The following is a 22996-nucleotide window of genomic DNA, read 5'->3' as shown; positions in this document are numbered from 1 at the left end:
CCGGTCTGGTGGCTTGAGCGGCGTGCCCAGAACCCGATCCCATCTCGAACTCGGCCGTTAAACACGCCAGCGCCCATGGTACTGTGTCTCAAGGCACGGGAGAGTCGGTCGCCGCCAGACCCGCACATCGCAAACACACACATTCCCTCAGCACGATCACCGAACGCGAACAGGCTGCCCCTACCGGGGGCGGCCTGTTCGCGTTTTTGCCGTTGGTGTTGTGTTGGTTTCCTTACCGCGAAGTCATCCTGGCGCGAGCATCCGGTAATTCGGGTTTTGGCACGGTCTCATGGCCGCTCGCGCGGCCGGAGCCTGCATCCGACCTCGTGCCCTCCGAGGTCCTCGGCTCCGGAGCGGGCCGAGATCCGCCCCCCGGGGCTCGGCCCGTTCGCTCGTCCGAGAGGGGAGGGGTGTTCGCGATGCCCGTGGTGACAGAGCAGCGTTCCCCCGTTTCCCGAGCCGCGCTATGGACTGGGTCCATGCGACTGCTCATCATCGAGGACGACCGGGAGGCGGCTGCCTATCTCGTCAAGGCGTTCCGCGAGACCGGGCACGTCGCTGACAGCGCCCATGACGGGCTCGACGGCTATGCGCTCGCCCGCGAGGGCGCGTACGACGTGCTGATCGTCGACCGGATGCTGCCGAAGCTCGACGGGCTGTCGCTGATCCGCTCCCTGCGCGAGCAGGCGGTCACGACGCCGGTGCTGATCCTGTCGGCGCTGGGCCAAGTCGACGACCGGGTGAAGGGCTTGCGCGCCGGCGGTGACGATTACCTGCCGAAACCCTACGCGTTCTCCGAACTGCTCGCCCGCACCGAGGCGCTCGCCCGGCGGCAGATCGGCTCGGGTGCCGCCGAGGAGACCCGCTACCGGGTCGGCGATCTCGAGCTCGACCGCCTGTCCCATCGGGTCACCCGGGCCGGACGGGAGATCGTGCTCCAGCCCCGGGAATTCCGCCTGCTTGAATACCTCATGCGGCATGCCGGGCAGGTGGTGACCCGGACGATGCTGCTTGAGCATGTCTGGGACTACCATTTCGATCCGCAGACCAACGTCATCGACGTCCACGTCTCGCGCCTGCGCGGCAAGCTCGACAAGGGCTTCGCATCGCCGATCATCCACACGGTCCGGGGCGCCGGCTACGTGCTGCGCTTCGACGAAGGCAGCACCGGGTGAGCACGGGTTTTTCGGTCGAGCCGATCCCGCGCGAGACCGTCGGAGCGCGCGTCCAGAAGCTGTTCCGGACCACCGCGTTCAAGCTGTCGATCGCCTATCTGGCGATCTTCGCGCTCTGCGCTTTCCTGGCGTTGGGCTACGTCGCCTGGAACGCCCGCGCGGTGCTGGACGACCAGATCGTCTCGACCATCGATGCAGAGATCAACGGCCTGTCCGAGCAGTACAATGCCGGGGGCCTGCGCCGGCTGATCACCGTGGTCGAGCGCCGCTCCCGGGAGCCCGGCGCCTCGCTCTATTTGGTGACCACGGCGAGCGGCGAGCACGTGGTCGGGAATGTCGGCTATGTCCCGGCCGCCGTGCTGGCCAGTCCGGGCCAGAGCGAGACCCGCTACGGCCGCAGTGATTCCGATACCGAACCTCATCGGGCGATCGTGCGGGTCTTCACCCTGCCGGGCGGGTTCCGGCTCCTGGTCGGGCGCGACACCGAGGAGCGCGACCGGTTGCGTGCCGTGATCGGCCGGGCCTTCGGCACGTCGCTGGCCGCGGTCGTGCTGCTCGGGGTGATCGGTGGTTGGCTGGCGGCGAGCCGGGTTCTGCGCCGGGTCGATGCCATGACCCAGACCACCCGGGCGATCATGGCGGGCGATCTCGACGGACGGCTCTACGTCGCGGGCAACGGCGACGAGCTGGATCGCCTGGCCGCCAGCCTCAACCTGATGCTGGAGCGGATCGGCGAATTGATGCGCGGCATGCGCGAGGTCTCCGACAACATCGCCCACGATCTGAAGACGCCGCTCACCCGCCTGCGCAACCGCGCCGACGAGGCCCTGCGCAAAGCCGCCTCGCACGAGGAACTGCGCGCCGCACTCGAGGCGGTGATCGAGGAGAGCGACGGGTTGATCCGGGTGTTCAACGCGTTGCTGATGATCGCCCGGCTCGAGGCCGGCAATGCCCGTGAGATCCTGGCGCCGGTGGATCTCGGTGCGGCTGTAACGGAGGTCGGGGAACTCTACGAGGCCTTGGCCGAGGATCAGGGGCTGGTGCTCGACGTGCGCGCCGGCGACGGGTTGATCATTGCGGGCAATCGCGAGCTGATCGGGCAGGCGTTGGCCAACCTGATCGACAACGCCCTGAAATACGGGGCCGAAGGGGCGGAGGCCCGGGTCACCGTGGAGGCCGAGCGGGTCGGCGAGACGATCCGCCTTGCGGTGTCCGACCATGGGCCGGGCATCCCGGAAGCCGAACGTGGCCGGGTGCTCGGGCGGTTCGTGCGGCTGGAGGATGCGCGGTCGCGGCCGGGCTTCGGGCTCGGGCTCAGCCTGGTCAACGCCGTGGTGCGGCTGCATCGGGGGATGCTACGGCTCTCCGATAACCGGCCCGGTTTGCGGGTGGAACTGGCGTTCCCGGTGCACGTCCAGGCCGAGGCGGGTGACGGCGCGGCCGAACCGATACCGGCTTCGGCGGGGAGCGCTCTGGAAGGGTCGATTTCACGCCGGCCTTGAGGCAGGTACGGGATCACCACCCGGAAAGCGCACTCTCGGCGCGTCGTCTCGTCCCGCAAGTCGATCATCATCCTTCGGGACGAAGCTCAGGAGGCCCCATGACCCTCACGTCCAAGACCGCCCTCGTCACCGGATCCACCAGCGGCATCGGCCTCGCCATCGCCCGCGCCCTCGCGGCGCAGGGGGCCAACGTCGTGATCAACGGCTTCGGGGACGCGCAGGCCATCGAGGAGACCCGCGCCGGGATTGAGCGCGCGCACGGGGTGAAGGCGCATTACTCGGCCGCCGACATGAGCAAGCCCGAGGCCGTCGCCGAGATGGTGCGGGAGGCCGAGGCCGCGTTCGGCGCCATCGACGTGCTGGTCAACAATGCCGGCATCCAGTTCGTCTCGCCGATCGAGGACTTCCCGCCGGAGAAGTGGGAGCAGATCATCGCGATCAACCTGTCCTCGGCGTTCCACGCAATGCATGCCGCGATCCCCGGCATGAAGGCCCGGGGTTGGGGGCGGATCATCAACACGGCCTCGGCGCATTCGCTGGTGGCCTCACCGTTCAAGTCCGCCTACGTGGCGGCCAAGCACGGGATCAGCGGGCTGAGCAAGGCGGCGGCGCTCGAACTCGCGCCGCACCGGATCACGGTGAACTGCATCTCGCCGGGCTATGTCTGGACGCCTCTGGTCGAGGCGCAGATCCCCGACACCATGAAGGCCCGGGGCCTGACCAAGGAGCAGGTCATCGAGGACGTGATGCTGAAGGCGCAGCCGACGAAGGAGTTCGTCACCGTCGATCAGGTGGCCGCACTGGCGGTCTTCCTGTGTTCCGACGCGGCAAGCCAGATCACCGGCGCCAACATCAGCATGGATGGCGGCTGGACCGCACAGTAAGGCCGTAAGGAAGCGGCCTCGCCGGTATGCAGCGAGGCCGCCTGCGATCAGCGGCGCCCGTGGAACAGCAGGGCGATGCCGTAGCCGACCGCGCCGGCGATCAGCAGCGCGACCAGCGGGTTCTCCTCGACCCGGGCGCCGACCGCGGCGCGGCCGTCGCGCAGGTAGGAGCCGCCCCGCTCGTAGACGTCACCCGCGACATCGCGGGACCGGTCATAGGCGTCATCGGCATAGTCGCTCGCCTTGTCGGCGATGTCCCGGGCCTTGTCCTTGACCTGTCCGTAGGCGTTCTGAGCCTGGCCCTGGACGTCGCGAACCCGGCCTTCCACCGAGTCCCGGTTCGAGCCCACGAAGTCGCCGGCCGCACCCTGCACCTTGCCGAGGGCTTCCTTGGCGCCGCCGACGATCCGATCCGTATCCACCATCATACTCTCCTCGACGTGACCGCGGCACCGGTACGAGAGGAGGTGCCGCATAATTTCTCGTCGTGCAGCGAACGCGCGAGACCGGGTTTGCGCACCGCGCCGTGGCGATTTTCTGCGGCTCGGCCCAGGTAGCGGTCATCAGGGTAAACGCCGGCCCTGAGGCGGAGGCGTCGGGTCAGAGCCCGATCAGCTCGGCGATGGCCGTCGCGCCCGCGGCCGGCGAGGTCTCGCCCCGTGCCACGCCGGCCTCGGCCTCGGCGGTGCTGCGCCGGACCTCCGGCGAGCCAACCAGGCGCTGGTGCAGCCGCTCGTGGACCAGGGCCCACATCCATTTCACGTCCTGCGCCCGGCGCTTCGCCTGGATCTCGCCGGTGGCGGTGAGTTTTTCCCGGTGATCGACGATCTTCGCCCAGAGGGCGTCGAGGCGCAGGTTGTGGAAGCCCGAGATCGTCACCACCGGCGGTGTCCAGGTCGCCGAGGCGGGGGTGAGGATGTGCAGGGCGGCGCGGTATTCGGAAGCGGCGGCGTTGGCCCGCTGCTCGGCCTCGCCGGAATCGGCCTTGTTGACCGCGATCATGTCGGCGAGTTCGAGGATACCCTTCTTGATCCCCTGGAGCTCGTCGCCGGCCCCGGGCAGCATGAGCACCAGGAAGAAGTCGGTGAGGTCGGCTACCGCGGTTTCCGACTGGCCGACGCCAACCGTCTCCACGAGGATCACGTCGAAGCCCGCCGCCTCGCAGAGCAGCATGGTCTCGCGGGTCTTGGCAGCGACGCCGCCCAGCGTGCCCGAGGACGGGGACGGGCGGATGAACGCCTTGGGATCGTGCGCGAGCCGGGCCATCCGGGTCTTGTCGCCGAGGATCGAGCCGCCGGTGCGCGACGAGGACGGATCGACGGCGAGCACCGCGACCTTGTGGCCGGCCTCCGTGAGGTTCGACCCGAGGGCGTCGATGGTGGTGGACTTGCCGACGCCGGGCACGCCGGTGATACCGACCCGGATCGCCTTGCCGGTTTCCGGCAGGACCGAGTCGATCAGCGTGGCCGCGAGCGCCCGGTGGTCGGCGCGTTTCGACTCGGCAAGGGTGATCGCCCGGGCCAGGGCGGCGCGGTCGCCGGCCAGCAGGCGCGCGCGCAGGCTCTCGATATCGATGGACGGCGTCATGAACCCTTCATGGCGGCGCTTCGCGCTGCCGTCGAGGGGCTACGCGCAGAGCGCGGGGGACCGGCGCCTGTGTCCGCGGCGTCACAAGCTGCGCCGTGCCCGCACTCCACAGGGCCATTCGCAGATCGTGCCCCGCCATGGTCACGATCCTGCGCGACGGTTGGCGCCCCGCCCGAACGCACCCGGATCATGTCGAGCCAGACCGTCTCACGCCGCGCACTCCTCCGGATCGGTGCCCTCGCGGGGGCTGCGGGGCTCGCCCCGTCCCTCGGCGCCTGTGTCACCGATGACCTCGGCACCTCCGGAAGCCTGCCCGAAAAGCAATCGGCGCTGGACGTCATGCCGGTGCTGCTGGTGGCCACGACGCGCAAGCCCGTGGGCACGCCGCCCCGGCCGCCGTATTTCAACTCCGAGCGCGGGCGCGGCCTCAGCTTCGCCGAGGTGCGCCTGTCGCCCCCCGACCGGTCGCTGCTCGGAAAAGTCTCGGCGGTGATCACCGGCGACTGGACCATCGGGGCGGTGCCCAAGACCGAGACCGGGGCGGGCGCCGCGGACGCCTTCGCGCAGGCGGCTTTGGGCCGCGACGTGCTGATCTACGTCCACGGCTACCGGGAATCGTTCGAATCCGCAGCGGTCAGCGCGGCGCGCCTGTCCGACGGTATCCGGTTCCGGGGCGTGTCGGGCCTGTTCACCTGGCCGTCGGCCGCCGCCACCTTCGACTACAATTACGACCGGGAGAGCGCGCTCTGGTCGCGCGACGCCTTCGAGGACCTGCTGAAGGCCATTACGGCGACGCCGAGCGGCGGGCGCATCAACATCGTCGCGCATTCGATGGGCACGCTGCTGACCCTCGAGACCATCCGCATGCTGCGTGCCGAGGCCGGCGAGGCGGCGATGTCGCGCATCGGCGCGGTCGTGCTGGCCGCCCCCGACATCGACTTCGATTTGTTCTCGAACGGCGTCGCCCGGCTCGGCCCCGACGTGTCGAAGATCACCGTGATCTCCTCGACCAACGACCGCGCCCTCGAACTCTCAGCGGCTATCGCAGGCGGCGTCCGGGCCGGCGCGGCCGACCGCGCCAAGCTGGAGGCTCTGGGCGTGCGTGTCGCCGACGCCTCCGATTACGGCGGCGGCCTGATCAACCACGACCTGTTCCTCTCGAACCCGGAGGTGCAGGCGGTGGTCAAGCGCGCCATCGCCCGAGGGGCGGGGGTGTAGGACGCTGGAAGAAGCGGGTTTCCAAAGGGCGTGCCCTTTGGCGGGGTTCGGGGGCGGAGCCCACGAGCCGGTTTGGGGCTCCGCCCTGGATCCGCAAAAGGTCCCGGACCTTTTGAAACCGGGATTTCTTCCGTTTTCGGCGTCGCCTCACCCCGTCCGGGTCGCCATGCTCTGCGGCGGCAACGGCTCCTCGGGCAGGATTTCGGCGTCGCCGGAGGCGTCGAGGTGGTCGATCCGATCGGCCCAGACCCGGAACCCGACCAGGGGATTGGGGCCGAACGTGTGGGTCAGCGGCACGTCCGCGGCGTCGCGGCCGTAGGCCACCATCACCCGGCCGATCCGCGGGCTGTTGTTGCGCGGGTCGAACACGTGCCAGCGCCCGCCGAGATAGACCTCCATCCAGGCCGCGAAGTCGCCGGCCGGGTGCGGCTCGGGCTCGCCGATGAAGCTGACATAGCCGGTGCAGTAGCGAGTCGGCACGTTGAGCGCGCGGCAGAAGGCCACGGCCAGGTGGGTGAAGTCGCGGCAGACGCCGCGCCCGCCCGCATAGGCATCCTGGGCCGTGCGGTCGCCATGGGCGAATTCGTAGCCGAACGCGATGTGGTCGTGGACGAAGTCGCAGACCGCCTGCACCCGGCCCCAGCCCGGCTCGATATGGCCGAACAGGCGCCAGGCCTCGTCGGCCAGCAGATCCGATTCGCAGTAGCGGCTCGGCAGCAGGAACACGATCGTCTCGGCCGGCAGGGCCTCGATGGCGTGCTGCTCGGCCTCCGGGTGTGCCGGGTCCGGGCTTCCGTCATCGCCGATCACCGCGTCGGTCCCGATGGTGAAGCCCCCGGCCGGCGCGGTCAGCCGGCCGCACAGGTTGCCGAAGCCGTCGCGGTAGAGATCCACCGGCACCGGCGGATCGGTGTGGAGCGTGTCGGGCGCCTTCAGGGCGTCAGCCCGGGTGGGATGCACGTTCAGCATCACCACCATCGGCACCGGATAGGGGAAGGCGTAGCGCATCTCGCAGCCGAGCCTGATCCGCATCCGCGGTGATCCTTCTTCCCGTCCGGTTTCAGTCTCGCCGCCGCCCGGCAGGATTCGCGCCACGGGTTTCGGGGCGGCGTGGACGAGACGGGCTTGGCGGGCGTCCGGTTCACCCCTACAGCATCCGCGCGCGGCGCTCATGACCGCCGGGGTAAGCTTAGGCATTTCTCCCCGGGGCGGTGCGTCGCACCCGCGCGCGATCCCGCTGACCGGGCGCGCCAAGGACGGTTACGAGAAGGATGCCGGCCATGTTCACGCTCGAGATCGAGGGCACCGCCGTAGCGGTGATCAACAGCGACGAGGCGTCCGCCAAGGACCTCTTCACCTGCGAGGGCTTCAAGGAAGACATCCGGACTATGACGAGCGAGGGCAGGCCGCTCTGGAACGGCACCGCGCCCCTCATCATCCGGGCCGCCAACGAGGACGAGATCGAGATCTTCGAGGATGCCCTCGCCGAGGATGACGGCGAGGGCGAGTTCACCGATGACAAGCACCATGCCGGCGGCGACTCCGCCGAGGACGACGACGAGGACGAGGCCGACATCGTCTTCCTGGTCGATATCGACGAGGCGGACGAGGACGACGAAGCCGACGCCTGAAACGAACGCCTGAACTTGCACCTGAACTTGGCTGCCTCCCGGGGGTTTCCGATCCGATTCGGAATCAACCCGGGAGGATGGACATGGCGGACAGCAGGCGAATCGTGGATGCGCTGGTGCGGTCCCGGCGCGGCGGCATCGCGGCCAGCGCGGCTTTGGGCGGCCTCGCGCTGATCGGCGGGCTCGCCTACCGGGCCCTGCGCGGCACCGCGCCGCCGGAACAGGGCGGCCCGGATTTTTCCAAGGTCGACGAGGACGAGGCGCGGCTGATGCTCCGGGCGATGGTGGCCGCCACCATCGCGGACGGCATGGTCGACACGGCCGAGCGCAAGCGCCTCGATGCAGCGGTGGCCGGAGCCGGCCTCGACTCCGACGGGCGGGCCTGGCTCGATCGTGAGCTGGAGAGCCCCGCCGAGATCGACGAGATCGCCGAGCGGGTGGACGAGCCGGAGGCGGCAGCGCGGATCTACACGGCGGCGCGGCTCGCCATCGATCCCGACACGCTCCAGGAGCGCCAGTTCCTGAAGATGCTGGCCGAGGCCCTCGACGTGCCTGGCGAGGCGACCGCACGGATCGAGCGCGACATCGCCGCCTGACCGGGATTCATTTCCGGCTACGCATCTCCCGCGACGGCCGAGCTTCGTGCTAGCCTGACCGGGCGGTGATCCGGGCGGACGCGTCCCGGCCGCTCAAGGCCGGGACGTTCCATGCCGACGCTGCCATTGCCCGCCCGATCCCGCGCGCGGCGGGCCATCCGCACCCTCGCCGCAGCCCTGCTCGCCGGAGGCCTGACCGCGATGAGCGTCCCCGTCCGCGCTGCCGATCCACCGCCGAGCCCCCTGACGCTCGCCGGCCAGGGCAGCTTCTTCGTCGGCGGTCGCGACATCCAGTCCGACACGCTCTCGACCCTGCCGGCCTACGCGCCGTCCGGGACGATCACGGTCGATCAGGTCTATGTCCGCTATCAGATCCCGGTGGAGCCGGTGCGGCCGCCCCTGGTGCTGATCCACGGCTGCTGCCTCACCGGCAAGACCTGGGAGACGACGCCGGACGGCCGTATGGGCTGGGACGAGTTCTTCGTCCGCCGGGGCTTCCCGACCTACGTGATCGACCAGGCCTGGCGCGGCCGCTCGGCGATCAGCCCGGCCCAGATCGACGCGGTGAAGATGGGCAAGGCCGAGGCTGAATCCCTGCCGCCGGTTTTTTCCGCCGGGCGCGAGCCGGCCTGGGCAATCTTCCGGTTCGGGCCCGAATACCCGAAGGTGTTTCCGGGCATGCAGTTCCCCCTGGAGGCCCAGGGTGAGTTCTGGAAGCAGATGGTCGCCGACTGGTCCGCCGCGCTGCCGGTGCCGAACCCGACCGTGCCGGCCCTGTCGGAGCTCGCCAAGCGGCTGAAGGGCGCGGTGCTGGTCTCGCATTCGCAATCGGGCATCTACCCGTTCCAGACCGCCGCCCTCGACCGCACCGGCATCCGCGCGCTGGTGGCGATCGAGCCCGCCGCCTGCCCGGACCCGGCCAAGGACGATCTCGTCCCCTACAAGGACCTGCCGATCCTGGTCCTGTTCGGCGACTTCGTCGACGCCTCGCCGCGCTGGGCCCCCCGGCTCAAGCAGTGCCGCAGCTTCGTGGCGGCGGCGAACGCGGCCGGCGGCCGGGCCGAGCTGATCCTGCTGCCGGAGATCGGCATCCACGGCAATTCGCACATGCTGATGCAGGATAAGAACAGCCTCGACATCGCCGACTGGCTGGCCGGCTGGATCGAGAAGCGGGCGGGGAAATCTTGAACGGGCAGCCGGCGCCGTAACCGGCCCGTCCTCCCAATCACCCCCTCATCCTGAGGTGGCGTAGCGCAGCGAAGCCCTCGAAGGAGCTCTCCAGCCTGCCGCGCGATCCCTGGAAGGCTCCTTCGAGGCTGCTGCGCAGCACCTCAGGATGAGGTCGAGGGTTGGACGTGGGGTCGTGACGCGGCGGTCAGCCCGGCTTCCGCTCGGTCAAGAACTGCCCCATCCGCTCCAGCGCCCGGCGGATGTTCTCGGCCGAGTTGGCGTAGGACAGGCGGATATAACCCTCACCGTGGATTCCGAAATCCGGGCCGCCGATCACCGCGACGCCCGCCTCCTCCAGCAGGGTGGCGGCCAGGGGCTTGGCCTTCCAGCGGGTCTGGGCGATGTTCGGGAAGGCGTAGAACGCGCCCTTCGGTGCGATGCACGACACGCCCGGCAGGGCGTTCAAGCCTTCGACCACGATCGCGCGGCGCCGGTCGAACTCAGCGACCATTTCGGCCACGCAATCCTGTGGGCCGTCGAGCGCCGCGATGCCGGCCCATTGGGTCGAGGCGTTCACGCAGGAATGGGCGTTGACCGCGAGCTTCCGGGCCGCATTGTAGAGCGGCTTCGGCCAGACCGACCAGCCGAGCCGCCAGCCGGTCATCGCGTAGGTCTTCGACGCGCCGTCCAGATAGATCAGCCGGTCGCGGATCTCTTCGTACTTCAGCAGCGAGTGATGCGCTTCGCCGTCATACGTCATCGTGCCGTAGATCTCGTCCGACAGCACGGCCACGTCGGGGTGGTCGGCCAGCCCCGCGACCAGGGCGTCGATCTCGGCCTTGGGCGTGACGCCGCCGGTCGGGTTGGCGGGCGAGTTGACGATCAGCAGGCGGGTCTTCGGGGTGATCAGCGCCAGGGTCTCGGCCGCCGAAAAGGCGAATCCGTTGGCCTCGCGGATCGGCACCGGCACCGGCGTCGCGCCGGTGAACTCGATCATCGAGCGGTAGATCGGGAAACCGGGATCCGGATACAGGATCTCGGCGCCGGGCTCGCCGAACATCAGGATCGCCATGAACATGGTGACCTTGCCGCCCGGCACGATCATCACGGACTCGGGCGAGACCTCGACGGCGTGGCGGCGGTGGATGTCGCGGGCCACCGCCTCGCGTAAGGACGGGATGCCGGTTGCCGGCGTGTAGCCGTGGTGCCCGTCGCGCAGGGCCTTGATGCCGGCCTCGACCACGTGGGTGGGCGTCGACATGTCGGGCTGGCCGATGCCGAGGTTGATCACGTCCCGCCCCTGGGCGGAGAGCGCCTGGGCGCGGGCGAGCACCGCGAACGCGTTCTCCTCGCCGATGCGCGAGAAGGCCGGGACGACGTGCAGCATCGCGCTCTCCGCGGGACGTGAAGGCTTTAGTGCTTGGTGCGCTCAGAGAGCTTCATGGCGCCGAACGACATGGCCCCGGCGATCACGCCCAGGATCACGAAGGTCTTCACCGAGGCGTAGAACAGCGCCGGCTCGATGCCCGTGTCGGTGTAGAGCACGAGGCCGATCGCCGCGAGCGGCAGGGACAGGAGGATGAACAGGGGGACGAGCGGGTTCATGGGGGGCACTCGGATCCGGCGCGCGGTTGGCCGCGGCTCAATGGCGTCGCGCCTGCATACCACCGTGCTGCAAAGGTTGGGACCCCGGATCCAGGAGTTTTTCGCGGGAGCGTCGCGTCGCTCACGTAAGCGCAAGAATTTGGTTGGATACTGGCTTTTCAGGAGGAGATGCCAGTATGCGCCCATCAGCGGTCTCGTCGAAAGGCAACGGGCCAAATGTATCGCCGCTTGATATTTTGACGGCCCAAATCGGCCGGCTGCTGCGGCATCCTGCCTACCGGCGCCAGAGCGTCGTCAGCTCGCTGCTGCAGCGTCATCTCCCGAACGAGGCGGGCTACGCCTGGAACGGCGAGGCGGCCCTGCGCGAGCGCCTCGGCCGAGCCGGCCTCGATGCGTCGAGCATCGACCATCTCATCCGCAACACCCAGGCCGAAATCCAGCGCCTGCGCGGGCCGAGCGACGCCTGACCGGCCTCAGGCCGGCACCCGGACCGTCGCCCGCAGGCCGCCCATCGGGCTCTCGTGCAGGGCGATGTCGCCGCCATGGGCCCGGGCGATGTCCCGGGCGATGGCCAGCCCGAGCCCGGATCCGCCCGCATCCTGCCGGGAATCGTCCAGGCGGACGAACGGCTTGAACACCTCCTCGCGGCTCTCCGGCGGGATGCCGGGCCCGTCATCGTCGATCGAGACGTAGAAGGCGCGAGCCTCCAGGCGGCCGGAGATCGCCACCGTCTCGCCGTAGCGGGCGGCGTTGGCCGCGAGGTTGAACAGGCAACGCCGGAACGCGCCCGGGCGCACCGTGACTTCGGGCGCGCCTGCCAGGTTCACCTCGGAGACGTGGGCGCCCAAGCGCTCCACGTCGCTGCGCAGGTCTTCCAGAAGGGTCCGCATGTCGGTGGGGGCGGCCGGCTCGGCGGAATCGCCGCGGGCGAAGGCAAGGTAGCCCTCCAGCATCCGGCTCATCTCATCGACGTCGCGGCTGAGATCCTCGATCTCGCTGGTCTGCTCGACCAGCGCCAGGGACAGGCGGAAGCGGGTGAGAATGGTGCGCAGGTCGTGGCTCACGCCGTTGAGCATCGTCGTGCGCTGCTCCATGGCCCGCTCGATGCGCCGCTTCATCTCGATGAAGGCGTGGCCGGCCTGGCGCACCTCCCGGGCTCCCCGCGGCCGGAACTCGATCTCCCGGCCCTTGCCGAACCCTTCCGCCACCGCGGCGAGCCGCAGGATCGGCTTGATCTGATTGCGCAGGAACAGGATCGCGACGCCGAGCAGCACCAGCGATGAGCCGATCATCCAGACCAGGAAGATGTGCGAGTTCGACGCGTAGGCTTGGCTGCGCCGGCCTGTGATCCGCATCACCCCGTCGGGGATCGCCACCCGGATCTCGATCAGGTTCGAGCGGCCGACCGTGTCGATCCAGAACGGCCGGCGGATCTGGCGGCGGATCTCGTCGGACAAGGCCTCGTCCAGGATCGAGAAGAACGGCCGCGGCCCCTGGGCCGGGAGCTTGGCGCCCTTCAGGATGTCGAGATCGAGGTTCAGCCGCTCGGCCGCGATGCGCGACAGCGTCTCGGCGTCCCGATCCTGGGGGTAGCTCTCGTAGATGTCGATCAGCGCGGCCACGTCGGCGGTCACGGCCGCCGACAGACGCTTGGTCACGAGCTGCCAGTGCCGCTCCATGAACGTGTAGGCGATCACCGACTGGAGCAGGACCACGGGCGCGATGATGATGATCAGCGACCGGGCGTAGAGCCCCTTCGGCAGCGCGTCGCCGATGGCGCGGCTGACACGCTTCCACAGCCGGTGCGGGCCTGAGCGCGGCCGCGGCGGATCGGTCCGCAGGGCGCGGGCCAGGCCGGGATCGGGGGCGTTCACGGGCTCGTGCGCCCGAGGCCACCGAGACGGGGCCGCGACTGGCAGCGTGGGGGCCGTGTCATGGGGCGGACATGGGGTGGGTGGATGCTGGGGGCGGGATGTTATCGCACCCGCGCCACGATCGGCCAAGGCGACCGGGGAACGGCATCGGCGCGCCTTGTACGACGGCGCGCGGGCCATACCTGATGCAGGCGGGGGGCACCCGCCGGCCAAGGTCTCGAGGGCCATGCTCAGCACCGATACAGACATCCTCGCTGCCGCCTCCGCCTGGCGGCGGGACGGCCGCGCCGTGGCGTTGGCCACCGTGATCGAGACCTGGGGCTCGGCACCGCGACCCATCGGCAGCCATCTCGTAGTCGATGCCGACGGCAATTTTCTGGGTTCCGTCTCCGGCGGCTGCGTTGAGGGCTCGGTGATCACCGAGGCGATCGAGGTGATCGACGCCGGGTCGCCCCGCATTCTCGAATTCGGTGTCGCCGATGAGACCGCCTGGCGGGCCGGGCTGTCCTGCGGCGGCCGGATCCGGGTCTTCGTCGAGCGGATCGACTGATGCGCGCCGAGATCCTGGAGGTCCTGAACGCCGAGCGCGCCGCGCGCCGAGCGACGATCCTGGTCACTGACCTGGCCGACGGGACGCAGCGCCTCGTCCGCGAGGCCGAGATCGCCCCCGATCCGCTAGCAGGGGTGCTGGGCAAGCACCTGGCCTCGGGCAAGAGCGGCTTGGTTGAGATCGACGGCCGCCAGACCTTTCTGACCGTGCAGGTCCCACCGGTCCGCCTCGTGGTGATCGGCGCCGTCCACATCTCGCAGGCGCTGGCGCCGATGGCGGCGGGGCTCGACCTCGCGCTGACCGTGATCGACCCGCGCACCGCCTTCGCGAGCCCGGAGCGCTTCCCGGGCGTGGAGCTCGTGGCCGAATGGCCCGACGCCGCCCTCGGCAGCCGCGTGCCGCCCCTCGACCGCTACTGCGCGCTGGCTGCCCTGACCCACGATCCCAAGATCGACGATCCGGCGCTGAAGGCCGCGCTCACTGCCGAATGCTTCTATGTCGGGGCACTCGGATCGCGGAAGACCCATGCGGCCCGCACCGCCCGGCTCGCGGAGGCCGGGTTCTCGCCCGAGCAGATCGGTCGGATCCGCGCTCCGATCGGGCTCGCCATCGGGGCCGTGAGCCCGGCCGAGATCGCGCTCGCGGTGCTGGCCGAGATCGTGGCGGCGCTCCGCCGGGCCCCCCCCCCGGAGGTCGCGTGAGGTTCGGCCCCGTGCCGGTCGCCGAGGCGGCCGGCCTGATCAGCGCCCACACGGTCCGGCGCGACGGCATCACCCTGCGCAAGGGCGCGGTGATCCCTCAGGACGCCGCGATCAACCTGGACAGGGCGGGGCTGGCCGAAATCGTGGCGGTGGCTCTCGAACCGGGTGATATCGGCGAGGATGATGCCGCGGCGCGGCTTGCCGCCCACCTGCGCGGCGATAACCTGCGCGCGGAGGCGCCGTTCACCGGCCGCTGCAACCTGTTCGCCGAGACCGCCGGTGTGCTGACCCTGGCGCCGGCGCGGATCGACGCGGTCAACGCCGTCGACGAGGCGGTGACGGTGGCGACTTTGCCGCCGTTCAAGCCGGTGGTGGAAGGCGAGATGGTCGCCACCGTGAAGATCATTCCTTATGCCGTGCCGGGTGCCGTGCTGGCCCGGGCCTGCGCGGCGGATACGGCCGGCGCGTTGGCGGTGGCGCCCTATCGCCGCCGGCGCGTCGGCGTGGTGTCGACCCGCCTGCCGAGCCTCAAGGAGACCACCATCGATCGGACGCTCCGGGTCCTGGCCGAGCGCCTCGCGCCGACGGGCGCCGAAATCGTTTCCGAGACTCGGGTTCCGCACGCGGCCGAGTCGGTGGCGGCGGCGCTCGCCGGGGCGATCGATGACAACGGAGCGGATCTGGTGGTCGTGTTCGGCGCCTCGGCCATCGCCGACCGGCGCGACGTGATCCCGGCCGGCATCGCGGCGGCCAGCGGCCAAGTCGAGCATCTCGGCATGCCGGTCGATCCCGGGAACCTGCTTCTGATCGGAAGCCGGGCCGGCGTGCCGGTGGTCGGCGCTCCGGGCTGCGCGCGCTCGCCCAAGGAGAACGGCTTCGACTGGATCCTGCACCGGCTGCTGGCGGACTTGGCCGTGACCCGGGCCGACATCGTCGCACTCGGGGTCGGCGGGTTGCTGATGGAGATCGTCTCCCGGCCGCAGCCCCGGGCCGGCGGCGAGGCTGCGGATGCCGATGCCTGAAATCGGCATCGTGCTGCTGGCGGCGGGCCTCGGCACCCGGTTCGGTTCGCAGCCCAAGATGCTGGCGCCGCTCGACGGCAAGCCGCTGGTCCGCCATGCCGCGGAAGCAGCGCTGGCCGCCCGGCCACGGCCGGTCGTCGTGGTGCTCGGCGCCCATGCCGACGCGGTCCGGGCGGCGCTGGCGGGGCTCGATCTGGCTTTCGTCGAGAACCTGGATTTTCACGTCGGCTTGTCCACCTCGCTGCGCGCCGGTGTGGCCGCGCTCCCGGGCTCCTGCGACGCGGCGGTGGTGGTGCTGGGCGACATGCCGCGCATCGCCGAAGTCCATATCGACCGCCTCGCCGAGTCGTTCGCAAACGCGTCGCCGGCGCCCGCCGCCGTCGTCCCGGTCCAAGACGGCCGGCGCGGAAACCCGGTGCTCCTGAATCTGCGCATGCTGGCGGATGAGATCACTCGGCTCACCGGCGACCACGGCGCCGGGCCGCTGCTCCGGGACCGACCCGATATCTTGGAGATCCCGGGCGATCCGGCCACCGCCCTCGATATCGACACCCCGGATGCGCTGCGGGATGCCGACTACGCCTGAGCCTCAGCGCTTGGCGCCGGCCTTCTTGGCCTCGGCCCGGCAGAGATCGGAGCAGTAGCGGACCTCGTCCCAGACGCGCTCCCACTTCTTGCGCCAGGCGAAGGGCCGGCCGCATTGGACGCACAGCTTCTCTGGAAGGTCGCCCTTGCGGCGCATCCGCGGCATTTCCTGCGACTCCGGTCTCCGACATGCGGGGGCGGAACGGACCTGGGCCGGGTCCGTTCCGGGATCCGCTCAGCGGCGTGGAGCCACGGCGCGGGCGTCCAGCAGTTTGGCCAAGCCCAGCATCACCGCCAGCCCCGCCAGGTTCACCGCGATCTGGAGCGGCCAAGTGGCGTCGAAGGTGCGATAGAGAATCCGCCCGATCAGCGCCGCCAGGCAGCCGGCGGCGAAGATCTCCAGGGAGTGCCGGCCGCAGGCATCGATCAGCCGCAGGGGCCGCCATCCGGAGAGGCGCCGCACGGCGGGCGCGCTGAAGATCAGGTAGGTCAAGGCCAGGATATGCAGAAGGCGCAGCGGCGCGATGTGGCTCTTGTCCGGTGCCCCGATCGCCAACGGCCGAAGATCCGGCAGGCCCCAATCCGACCATGAGCCGCCCTGCAGCAAACCGAAGGCCAGGTAGGCGAAGGCCGCAGCAGCGGTCCAGCCGCGCCAGGGCAGGAGGCCGTCCCCGGCCCGGACCGCCACCGCCAGCGCCGCCCCGATCACGAACAGGAACTGCCAGGCGAACGGGTTGAAGTACCAGCCGTCGTCCACGGCGGCGGCGTTGGGCAGGTTCAGGGTGTGGTCGACATTGGCGGCGAGCCACAGCGTGCCGGAGAGCGCCAGCACGCCCCAGATTCCCCGCCGCATCCCGAAATACACCACCGGGAACAGGGCCAGCAGCAGGATGTAGAGCGGCAGGATGTCGAGATAGTTGGGCAGGGCGTTGAGGGCGAGCCCGCGCAGCAGGCCCGGCAGCAGTCCCATCTGCAGCAGCGGCGCGACGCCGAAGCGCGGCGTCAGCCCGGTGAGATCCATCCAGATCCGGACGATGACCAGGGTGGCGAGCAGCAGCCCGGCCTGGAACAGGTAGATCCGCAGGCAGCGCCGGGTGATGCGCGCCAGGGTCGGCCAGGCTCCGGCCCGGCCGAACAGCCCGCCATAGGCCACCATCGACGCGTACCCGGCGAGCAGCACGAAAATCTCGGCCGCGTCCGAGAAGCCGAGATTGTGCAGGGTGAACAGGGCCGGCCCGTTGCGCGGGATGTGGTCGATGAAGATCATCAGCAGCGCGAAGCCACGCAGCACATCGACCCGGGCGTCCCGGACGGGCTTTTTCGGAACCGGTACGGGTGCGGGCGCTGTGTCCGGGGCGGCCCGCCGTGCCGGTGCCATCCTGCCGCCGCCGAAGGGCGCCCGCTCAAGGTCGTCGAGGCTCTTCACGCAGCCATTACCGGGACGTTCTTTCGTAGGGCGCGGCGCGAAGCGTGCACCGCAATGCAATATAGCCCACGCGAACTCCAATGCCGCCAGGGATCGCGTCGATCACGTGGCTTTGTTCCGGAGCGTGGGACGTTCGGCATCCCGTCCATCGCAACCGCGCTTCGGCCGCGGTTCTCGGAATGGCGTGGCGCATGTCCGCCAGACACCGGCAGCGTTCAAGCTCGGCGGAGGCGGATCGGCGTCGCACCGCACCCAAGCCCGCGCGCATCGCCGATGATCGGCGTATAGAGGCGGCGGATCGATCCCGGCGGGTGCCGGGGAAGGGCAGGGTTCATGCGCGTCCTCGTCACCGGAGCCAGCGATTTTCTCGGCCGCCGCCTGCTTGAGGCGCTGCGCCGGGATCTTCCCCCTGAAAGCCGCATCCTGGGCATCGACCGCCGCCCGCTTCCGCCGCTCGACGGCGTGAGCGTCCTCGACGTCGATCCGTTCGAGGCCGGCAAGCTCACCGAGGCGGTCGCGGCGTTCGACCCGACATTCGTATTCCACCTCGCCGCCCTGGCGTCAGTCGCCCGGTCGAGCGAGACCCCCGCCTATGCCTGGCGGGCGGACCTGCTGGGCACGCTCAACCTCGCCGAGGCGGTGGCGCGGACCCGGGCGACCCTGGTGTTCCTGAGTTCGACGGTGGTCTACGGCGAGGCGTTCCGCGACAAGCCCCGGCCCGACGAATCGGTGACACCGCGGCCCGACACCATCTCCGGCCGGACCAAGAACGCCTGCGAATATATCCTGCGCGACGTGCTCGCCAATGCCGGCGTGAAGCACCTCGTGCTGCGGCCCTCGAACTATATCGGCTCCGGCCAGAGCGAGACCTTCGTGGCCGCCTCCTTCGCGGGCCAGATTGCCCGGATCGAGCGCGGCCTGGCGGCGCCGACGCTGGAGGTCGGCGACATCGCGGCGGCGCGCGACTTCATCGACGTCTCGGACGTGACCGCGGCGTGCCTGCGCGTCCTAGACCGGGCCGAGGACCTTCCGGATGGCGGCATCTACAACGTCGGCACCGGGGTGGTGACGCCGGTCTCGGCGATCCTCGACGCGTTCCGCGGTCTGACCGAGGCGGATTTCACCGTCCGGGTGGTGCCGGGCCGGACCCGGCCCGCCGGACTGCGCAGCCAGGGCTGCGACCCCTCGGCCTTCACGGGCGCCACAGGCTGGGTTCCGGCGATACCCCTGGCGCAGAGCTTGGCGGCGATGCTGGATGAGGCGCGGGCGCGGGTGGGCTAACCGGTTTTTCTACAACCCGACCCCATTCACGCCCTTATCCCGACAGGCCGTTAGTCTTTTGACCGACAGGCAGGCTTGCGTGCCAAGCCGAGGCGCGGGTCCCCTCTCCCGTGCGGGAGAGGGATAGGGTGAGGGATGCGACCTTTCCGGAAAGACCTGATCCCTCACCCCAACCCTCTCCCGCACGGGAGAGGGGGCCTGTCGCGCTCCGTCCTCGACGAATAGGAAAACTTACAGCTTCTGAGGTGCCGAAGCGAAGCGGAGGCCTCCAAGGAGGCATCCAGTAGGCCGCGCGATCCCCGGACAACTCCTTCGAGGCTTCCGCTATGCGGAAGCACCTCAGGATGAGGATGTCGGGTTGGAGGGGCGCCGATAAGGGTCCGGCGATCCTCTGTTACTGACCGCACAAGCGCGCGAAGACGCCGCGCGGGCCGTCCCGGCCCGAAGGCCGAGACCGATTCCTACCGCGAGAACTTCTTGTACTTGATCTTCTTCGGCATCAGCGAGTCCGCCCCGAGCCGGCGCATCTTGTCAGCTTCGTAGTCGGAAAAGTTGCCCTCGAACCACTCGACGTGGCTGTCGCCCTCGAAGGCGAGGATGTGCGTGGCGATGCGGTTCAGGAACCAGCGATCGTGGCTTATGATCACCGCGCAGCCGGCGTAATCCTCCAGCGCGTCCTCGAGGGCGCGCAGGGTCTCCATGTCGAGGTCGTTGGTCGGCTCGTCGAGGAGCAGCACGTTGGCGCCGCCCTTGAGCGTCCGGGCGAGGTGGACGCGGTTGCGCTCGCCGCCCGAGAGGGTGCCGACCTTCTTCTGCTGGTCGCCGCCCTTGAACGCGAAGGCCGCGCAATAGGCGCGGGAATTGATCTCGCGCTTGTTGAAATAGATGATGTCGTTGCCGCCCGAGACCTCCTGCCAAACCGTGGCGTTCGGGTCGAGGGCGTCGCGCGACTGGTCGACGTAGCCGAGATGCACAGTCTCGCCGATGGCGATCTTGCCGCCGTCGGGCTTCTCCTGGCCGGTGATCATCTTGAACAGGGTGGTCTTGCCGGCACCGTTCGGGCCGATCACCCCGACGATGCCGCCGGGCGGCAGCTTGAACGAGAGATCCTCGATCAGCAGGCGGTCGCCGAACGCCTTGTTGAGGTGCTCGAACTCGATGACGTTGTTGCCCAGCCGCTCGTCGATCGGGATGACGATCTGTGCGGCGGCGTCGACCTTGTTGTTCTGCTTGGCGACCAGCTCCTCGTAGCGGGTGATGCGGGCCTTGGACTTCGACTGCCGGGCCTTGGGCGAGGCGGCGATCCACTCCTGCTCGCGGGCGATCGAGCGCTGGCGGGCCATGTCCTCGCGGCCCTCCTGCTGGAGGCGCTTCTGCTTCTGCACCAGCCAGGCCGAGTAGTTACCCTCGTACGGGATGCCCCGGCCGCGATCGAGCTCCAGGATCCAGCTGGTGACGTTGTCGAGGAAGTAGCGGTCGTGGGTCACGATCAGGATCGCGCCCGGATAGGTCTTCAGGTGCCCTTCGAGCCAGTTCACGGTCTCGGCGTCGAGGTGGTTGGTCGGCTCGTCGAGCAGCAGCAGCTCCGGCTCCCAGAGCAGCAGCTTGCACAGGGCCACGCGGCGGCGCTCGCCGCCCGACAGCGTCGCCACCGGCTGCTCGTCGCTCGGGCAGCCCAGAGCCTCCATGGCCTGATCGACCTTGGAGTCGAGCTCCCAGAGATTGGCCGCCTCGATCTGGTCCTGGAGCGCGGTCATCTCGTCCGCTGTTTCCTCGGAATAGTTCATGGCGAGTTCGTTGTAGCGGTCGAGCAGCGCCTGCTTCTCGGCCACGCCCTCCATGATGTTCTCGCGGACCGACTTGTTGGGGTCGAGCTGCGGCTCCTGGGGCAGGTAGCCGACCCGGGCGCCCTGGGCGACGAAGCCCTCGCCGGTCCATTCGGAGTCGATGCCGGCCATGATCTTGAGCAGGGTCGACTTGCCCGAGCCGTTGATGCCGAGCACGCCGATCTTGGCGTCCGGGTAGAACGACAGGTTGACGTCCTCCAGGACCTTCTTGCCGCCCAGGTAGGACTTCGTGAGTCCCCGCATGTGGTAGATGAATTCGCGAGCCATCGCGGATCGTCCTCGGCGCGTTGTCGGGGGCTGCGCGGTGTGTGCCAGCGGCACGGGTCAGGCCCGGGGCCTTGGACCCGTCCCGTACGCGCGTTCCCCACGATATCAGAATGTCCCCGACCGAGTATCAGGCCCGCCGGGCACCGGCAAGGATGCACCGCCGGGAGGCAGGGCGGCGTGGCGGCGGCGCGGCGGCGGTTCAGGCGAACGGGTTGGCCACGGATTTCGGCGCCGAGTCCGGCGCCTCGGCGACCGTTTCGGGCAGATCGCCGGCCTCGAGTACCTTCACGATGGCGTCGAAGGTACTCTGAAGCTGGCGGGCCTGCGCCAGTCCGGCCTTGTCCCGGGTGAGGTCGAGGGAGCCGTGCAGGGCGATTCGGTCGGTGCCGTTCTCGAAGCTGAGGGCGCCGATGTTGCGCACGGCGGCATCGTCGGCGAAGGGCTCGAAGGCCTCCGCCTCCGCCTCCGCCTCCGCCTTCGGCTTCCGGCGGCTTGGCTTGTCCTCGGGCATGGTCCCTCTCAGAAGATCGAGCGCAGCAGGTCGCGCAGGAGCTTGCGCGCGGCGCGGTGGAGTTCGTGGCCGAGCCAGTCCTGCCAGCTCTGCTCGGGCCGGGCCCGGTGTCCCTCCGAGCGCGCGCCGGACTGGGGATCGGGCAGGGTCATCGCGTTGGTCCGGGCGGCGGCGGGCAGGCCCGGGAACACGTCGATCCCGGCTTCGCGGGTCAGCGCGTCGATCGAGACCGCGCGCCAGTTCCGGGCGTCGTCGTTGCGGGCCAGGTAGGCGCCGGCCTCGCCGCTCGCCGGGTCGTAGAGCGCCTTGAACAGCTGGGTGGGCACGAGCACGCCGCCCTTGATCTGCTGCACCGAATCCCCGGAGAAGATCACCCCGGTGACCACGAAGATCTCGCCGCGCCGGGTGGCCAGGCGCCGCGTGCCCTCCTCGATATCGGCCCAGAGGCCGCGGTTGAGCACCCGGTTCTGCGGCACGATGTTGGCCAGGCTGAACGATTCGGCCTGGGCGCTCAAGGTCGGCATGTCGCCCGCGGGGGCGAGGTGGCCGCGGTCGAAGCCGCTGCGGACGTAATCCTCCAGCGAGGCGCGTTCCGCATCCGGCAGCCGCGTCTCCTCGTGGAATGAATCGTCCCGGGCGACCGTGCGGGCATCGGCGACGCTGGCCCGGGTGAGATGCTCGGCGGCATAGAGCGGCGTGCGCGTCACCCCCGAATGCAGGACCGCGAAGGCCTCGAAGCAGAGCGGTACCGTGCGGGCGGCGAGCTTCGCGTTGGTCAGGACCGGCGCCAGCCCATTCGCGAACAGGGCCGGGCAGGTTTCCTGGGACTCGGCCGAGGTCGCCAGGGCCAGGACGGCCAGGGCCGCGACGAAAAGCCCACGTGTCCGCCTTACCAGCATACCCGCACCCGCCGGGGCCCCTCCGGGGTCGGACGCTCCCGCCAGGCGCAGGGGCGGCCGAGGCTGCGGGTGAACGGCCGCGCGTCGCGGTCGGGACCGCCGGGGGAGACCCGCTCCGGGCAGGCGCCGAGGAAGTTGCACGGAAAATCGAGGTTGCCGTCCGGCGGGCGCGGACTGACGTAAGCTTGGCCGGCATAAGCTTGGCCGGCGAGGGTAATCGCCAGCATGAGCAGAATTGTGCACAGACGAGCCGGGCTCAAGAGCGGACCTCATGTGGCGGTAAGAGCACGTGACTGAAAAAATCGACGGCCCGACATTGATCGCGCCGCCGATCGTCCGTACCTGCACTATCATGACAGCGGCGGACGGGTCGGTTCTAGCATGAACGCGCGCCCCCCGGGTGCTAGCGTCGTGACGGCGAAAATTCCCTCTGGGAGCCCGCATGACGGGGCCGTCGCCACACTCGAACAAGCGGATGCGATCCTTGGCGATATCCTCTGACCACGCGGCGTTGCTGGACCGTGTCCCGGAGCCGGCCGCGCTTCGGCAGCTGCCCGAATCCGAGCTGCAGGCGGTGGCGGACGCGGTGCGGGCCGAGATGATCGACGCCGTGTCGATCACCGGCGGCCATCTCGGCTCGGGCCTGGGCGTGGTCGAGCTCACCG

Annotated in this window: 26 protein-coding genes and 1 rRNA gene; 15 read left to right on the top strand and 12 right to left on the bottom strand. The window is 69.7% G+C overall.

From position 1 onward, the window contains the following. Positions 1-4 precede the first annotated feature (4 nt). From rrf to MKL09_RS07890, 4 genes are all read left to right on the top strand, one after another. Positions 5-120, top strand: a 5S ribosomal RNA gene (gene rrf / locus MKL09_RS07905). Positions 121-479: 359 nt separating this feature from the next. After that, positions 480-1175, top strand: a complete 696-nt coding sequence (locus tag MKL09_RS07900) for a response regulator transcription factor (RefSeq protein WP_244019357.1) — start codon at positions 480-482, stop codon at positions 1173-1175. After that, positions 1172-2677 carry a sensor histidine kinase gene (locus tag MKL09_RS07895; RefSeq protein WP_244019356.1) on the top strand — a complete coding sequence of 502 codons (1506 nt, stop codon included), beginning with the start codon at positions 1172-1174 and terminating at the stop codon, positions 2675-2677. The genes MKL09_RS07900 and MKL09_RS07895 overlap by 4 nt, the downstream gene beginning before the upstream one ends. 98 nt (positions 2678-2775) lie before the next feature. Then, a complete protein-coding gene (locus tag MKL09_RS07890; RefSeq protein WP_244019355.1) occupies positions 2776-3561 on the top strand; it encodes a 3-hydroxybutyrate dehydrogenase in 786 nt (261 codons plus the stop codon). 47 nt (positions 3562-3608) lie between these two features. Here the strand turns inward: MKL09_RS07890 and MKL09_RS07885 are convergent, their stop codons facing one another. Both MKL09_RS07885 and meaB read right to left on the bottom strand, forming a co-directional pair. Beyond that, positions 3609-3986, bottom strand: coding sequence for a CsbD family protein (locus MKL09_RS07885; protein WP_244019354.1), 378 nt, complete (start codon positions 3984-3986; stop codon positions 3609-3611). Between the two features lie 175 nt (positions 3987-4161). Continuing rightward, positions 4162-5148, bottom strand: coding sequence for a methylmalonyl Co-A mutase-associated GTPase MeaB (meaB, locus tag MKL09_RS07880; protein WP_244019353.1), 987 nt, complete (start codon positions 5146-5148; stop codon positions 4162-4164). A gap of 189 nt (positions 5149-5337) precedes the next feature. Between meaB and MKL09_RS07875 the strand changes: the two genes are divergently transcribed. Continuing rightward, positions 5338-6366, top strand: coding sequence for an alpha/beta hydrolase (locus tag MKL09_RS07875; RefSeq protein ID WP_244019352.1), 1029 nt, complete (start codon positions 5338-5340; stop codon positions 6364-6366). Positions 6367-6513: 147 nt separating this feature from the next. Here MKL09_RS07875 and MKL09_RS07870 read toward each other — a convergent pair whose 3' ends face one another. Next, positions 6514-7398 (bottom strand): transglutaminase-like domain-containing protein, encoded by an 885-nt coding sequence (locus MKL09_RS07870; RefSeq protein WP_244019351.1) that lies wholly within the window; start codon positions 7396-7398, stop codon positions 6514-6516. A 248-nt stretch (positions 7399-7646) separates the two neighbouring features. On the opposite strand from MKL09_RS07870, the gene MKL09_RS07865 reads away from it, so the two are divergent. The 3 genes from MKL09_RS07865 (at position 7647) to MKL09_RS07855 (ending at position 9781) form a co-directional block, all read left to right on the top strand. Next, positions 7647-7997 carry a hypothetical protein gene (locus MKL09_RS07865; RefSeq protein WP_244019349.1) on the top strand — a complete coding sequence of 117 codons (351 nt, stop codon included), beginning with the start codon at positions 7647-7649 and terminating at the stop codon, positions 7995-7997. An 83-nt stretch (positions 7998-8080) separates the two neighbouring features. Further along, positions 8081-8593 carry a tellurite resistance TerB family protein gene (locus tag MKL09_RS07860; RefSeq protein WP_244019347.1) on the top strand — a complete coding sequence of 171 codons (513 nt, stop codon included), beginning with the start codon at positions 8081-8083 and terminating at the stop codon, positions 8591-8593. 111 nt (positions 8594-8704) lie between these two features. After that, the gene (locus tag MKL09_RS07855) at positions 8705-9781 is read left to right on the top strand and encodes an esterase (protein WP_244019345.1); all 1077 of its coding nucleotides are present in this window, start codon (positions 8705-8707) and stop codon (positions 9779-9781) included. Between the two features lie 187 nt (positions 9782-9968). Here the strand turns inward: MKL09_RS07855 and MKL09_RS07850 are convergent, their stop codons facing one another. Next, positions 9969-11150, bottom strand: coding sequence for a pyridoxal phosphate-dependent aminotransferase (locus tag MKL09_RS07850; RefSeq protein ID WP_244019343.1), 1182 nt, complete (start codon positions 11148-11150; stop codon positions 9969-9971). 26 nt (positions 11151-11176) lie between these two features. Continuing rightward, positions 11177-11368 (bottom strand): hypothetical protein, encoded by a 192-nt coding sequence (locus tag MKL09_RS07845; protein ID WP_244019341.1) that lies wholly within the window; start codon positions 11366-11368, stop codon positions 11177-11179. Positions 11369-11604: 236 nt separating this feature from the next. Between MKL09_RS07845 and MKL09_RS07840 the strand changes: the two genes are divergently transcribed. Then, on the top strand, positions 11605-11835 hold the full coding sequence (locus MKL09_RS07840) for a hypothetical protein (RefSeq protein WP_244019339.1): 231 nt from the start codon (positions 11605-11607) through the stop codon (positions 11833-11835). A gap of 6 nt (positions 11836-11841) precedes the next feature. Here MKL09_RS07840 and MKL09_RS07835 read toward each other — a convergent pair whose 3' ends face one another. After that, positions 11842-13209, bottom strand: coding sequence for an ATP-binding protein (locus tag MKL09_RS07835; protein ID WP_409566907.1), 1368 nt, complete (start codon positions 13207-13209; stop codon positions 11842-11844). 259 nt (positions 13210-13468) lie between these two features. Here MKL09_RS07835 and MKL09_RS07830 point away from each other — a divergent pair, with 259 nt between their 5' ends. Genes MKL09_RS07830 through MKL09_RS07815 form a run of 4 tightly spaced genes read left to right on the top strand, consistent with a single transcriptional unit; the run spans position 13469 to position 16101 of the window. Then, on the top strand, positions 13469-13792 hold the full coding sequence (locus MKL09_RS07830; protein ID WP_244019337.1) for an XdhC family protein: 324 nt from the start codon (positions 13469-13471) through the stop codon (positions 13790-13792). Next, the gene (locus MKL09_RS07825; RefSeq protein WP_244019335.1) at positions 13792-14493 is read left to right on the top strand and encodes an XdhC family protein; all 702 of its coding nucleotides are present in this window, start codon (positions 13792-13794) and stop codon (positions 14491-14493) included. Before MKL09_RS07830 ends, MKL09_RS07825 begins: the two co-directional genes overlap by 1 nt. Next, positions 14490-15515, top strand: a complete 1026-nt coding sequence (locus tag MKL09_RS07820) for a molybdopterin-binding protein (protein ID WP_244019333.1) — start codon at positions 14490-14492, stop codon at positions 15513-15515. The genes MKL09_RS07825 and MKL09_RS07820 overlap by 4 nt, the downstream gene beginning before the upstream one ends. Beyond that, on the top strand, positions 15508-16101 hold the full coding sequence (locus MKL09_RS07815) for an NTP transferase domain-containing protein (protein WP_244019358.1): 594 nt from the start codon (positions 15508-15510) through the stop codon (positions 16099-16101). Before MKL09_RS07820 ends, MKL09_RS07815 begins: the two co-directional genes overlap by 8 nt. Before the next feature lie 3 nt (positions 16102-16104). On the opposite strand, the gene MKL09_RS07810 is transcribed toward MKL09_RS07815, so the two are convergent. Next, entirely contained in the window at positions 16105-16266 is a 162-nt protein-coding gene (locus MKL09_RS07810) for a DUF2256 domain-containing protein (protein WP_244019332.1), read from the bottom strand. Positions 16267-16335: 69 nt separating this feature from the next. Then, positions 16336-17526, bottom strand: coding sequence for an OpgC family protein (locus tag MKL09_RS07805; protein WP_244019331.1), 1191 nt, complete (start codon positions 17524-17526; stop codon positions 16336-16338). A gap of 333 nt (positions 17527-17859) precedes the next feature. Between MKL09_RS07805 and MKL09_RS07800 the strand changes: the two genes are divergently transcribed. Next, on the top strand, positions 17860-18807 hold the full coding sequence (locus tag MKL09_RS07800; RefSeq protein WP_244019330.1) for an NAD-dependent epimerase/dehydratase family protein: 948 nt from the start codon (positions 17860-17862) through the stop codon (positions 18805-18807). Positions 18808-19268: 461 nt separating this feature from the next. Here the strand turns inward: MKL09_RS07800 and ettA are convergent, their stop codons facing one another. The 4 genes from ettA to MKL09_RS07780 form a co-directional block, all read right to left on the bottom strand. Then, positions 19269-20921, bottom strand: a complete 1653-nt coding sequence (ettA, locus tag MKL09_RS07795; protein WP_244019329.1) for an energy-dependent translational throttle protein EttA — start codon at positions 20919-20921, stop codon at positions 19269-19271. A gap of 199 nt (positions 20922-21120) precedes the next feature. Next, the gene (locus tag MKL09_RS07790) at positions 21121-21432 is read right to left on the bottom strand and encodes a hypothetical protein (RefSeq protein ID WP_244019328.1); all 312 of its coding nucleotides are present in this window, start codon (positions 21430-21432) and stop codon (positions 21121-21123) included. An 8-nt stretch (positions 21433-21440) separates the two neighbouring features. Then, positions 21441-22331: a DNA/RNA non-specific endonuclease gene (locus MKL09_RS07785; protein WP_244019327.1), complete on the bottom strand. Its 891-nt coding sequence runs from the start codon at positions 22329-22331 to the stop codon at positions 21441-21443. Next, positions 22322-22558: a hypothetical protein gene (locus MKL09_RS07780; RefSeq protein ID WP_244019326.1), complete on the bottom strand. Its 237-nt coding sequence runs from the start codon at positions 22556-22558 to the stop codon at positions 22322-22324. The genes MKL09_RS07785 and MKL09_RS07780 overlap by 10 nt, the downstream gene beginning before the upstream one ends. A gap of 263 nt (positions 22559-22821) precedes the next feature. On the opposite strand from MKL09_RS07780, the gene MKL09_RS07775 reads away from it, so the two are divergent. Further along, positions 22822-22996: 1-deoxy-D-xylulose-5-phosphate synthase N-terminal domain-containing protein (locus tag MKL09_RS07775; protein ID WP_409566906.1), on the top strand; the 175-nt coding region annotated here is incomplete at its 3' end.

The organism is Methylobacterium sp. J-048 (assembly GCF_022829515.1).
Lineage (GTDB): Bacteria > Pseudomonadota > Alphaproteobacteria > Rhizobiales > Beijerinckiaceae > Methylobacterium.
This window is presented reverse-complemented; position numbering and strand designations above follow the sequence as displayed.